This window comes from Citrobacter sp. CK198 (assembly GCF_030333295.1).
GTDB classification, from domain to species: Bacteria; Pseudomonadota; Gammaproteobacteria; order Enterobacterales; family Enterobacteriaceae; genus Citrobacter_B; species Citrobacter_B koseri.
The window spans coordinates 2,542-4,242 of record NZ_JAOWGE010000033.1 but is presented as its reverse complement, the minus strand read 5'-3'; the positions used below and the strand labels follow the sequence as shown (position 1 = coordinate 4,242).

The following is a 1,701-nucleotide window of genomic DNA, read 5'->3' as shown; positions in this document are numbered from 1 at the left end:
CGCCAAAACATCTTCGGCGTTGTAAGGTTAAGCCTCACGGTTCATTAGTACCGGTTAGCTCAACGCATCGCTGCGCTTACACACCCGGCCTATCAACGTCGTCGTCTTCAACGTTCCTTCAGGACCCTTAAAGGGTCAGGGAGAACTCATCTCGGGGCAAGTTTCGTGCTTAGATGCTTTCAGCACTTATCTCTTCCGCATTTAGCTACCGGGCAGTGCCATTGGCATGACAACCCGAACACCAGTGATGCGTCCACTCCGGTCCTCTCGTACTAGGAGCAGCCCCCCTCAGTTCTCCAGCGCCCACGGCAGATAGGGACCGAACTGTCTCACGACGTTCTAAACCCAGCTCGCGTACCACTTTAAATGGCGAACAGCCATACCCTTGGGACCTACTTCAGCCCCAGGATGTGATGAGCCGACATCGAGGTGCCAAACACCGCCGTCGATATGAACTCTTGGGCGGTATCAGCCTGTTATCCCCGGAGTACCTTTTATCCGTTGAGCGATGGCCCTTCCATTCAGAACCACCGGATCACTATGACCTGCTTTCGCACCTGCTCGCGCCGTCACGCTCGCAGTCAAGCCAGCTTATGCCATTGCACTAACCTCCTGATGTCCGACCAGGATTAGCTGACCTTCGTGCTCCTCCGTTACTCTTTAGGAGGAGACCGCCCCAGTCAAACTACCCACCAGACACTGTCCGCAACCCGGATTACGGGCCCACGTTAGAACACCAGCCATTAAAGGGTGGTATTTCAAGGGCGGCTCCATGCAGACTGGCGTCCACACTTCAAAGCCTCCCACCTATCCTACACATCAAGGACCAGTGTTCAGTGTCAAGCTATAGTAAAGGTTCACGGGGTCTTTCCGTCTTGCCGCGGGTACACTGCATCTTCACAGCGAGTTCAATTTCACTGAGTCTCGGGTGGAGACAGCCTGGCCATCATTACGCCATTCGTGCAGGTCGGAACTTACCCGACAAGGAATTTCGCTACCTTAGGACCGTTATAGTTACGGCCGCCGTTTACCGGGGCTTCGATCAAGAGCTTCTCCGCGAGGATAACCCCATCAATTAACCTTCCGGCACCGGGCAGGCGTCACACCGTATACGTCCACTTTCGTGTTTGCACAGTGCTGTGTTTTTAATAAACAGTTGCAGCCAGCTGGTATCTTCGACTGATTTCAGCTCCATGAGTAAATCACTTCACCTACATATCAGCGTGCCTTCTCCCGAAGTTACGGCACCATTTTGCCTAGTTCCTTCACCCGAGTTCTCTCAAGCGCCTTGGTATTCTCTACCTGACCACCTGTGTCGGTTTGGGGTACGATTTCGTGTTACCTGATGCTTAGAGGCTTTTCCTGGAAGCAGGGCATTTGTCACTTCAGCACCGTAGTGCCTCGTCATCACGCCTCAGTGTTAAAGTGCACCGGATTTGCCTGGAGCACACACCTACACGCTTAAACCGGGACAACCGTCGCCCGGCCGACATAGCCTTCTCCGTCCCCCCTTCGCAGTAACACCAAGTACAGGAATATTAACCTGTTTCCCATCGACTACGCCTTTCGGCCTCGCCTTAGGGGTCGACTCACCCTGCCCCGATTAACGTTGGACAGGAACCCTTGGTCTTCCGGCGAGCGGGCTTTTCACCCGCTTTATCGTTACTTATGTCAGCATTCGCACTTCTGATACCTCCAGCA

1 rRNA gene (only partly in view) is annotated in these 1,701 nt (G+C 53.9%); it reads right to left on the bottom strand.

From position 1 onward, the window contains the following. Window positions 1–23 precede the first annotated feature (23 nt). Window positions 24–1,701: ribosomal RNA gene (locus tag OGY62_RS15135) — 23S ribosomal RNA — on the bottom strand (it continues 1,218 nt past the right edge of the window).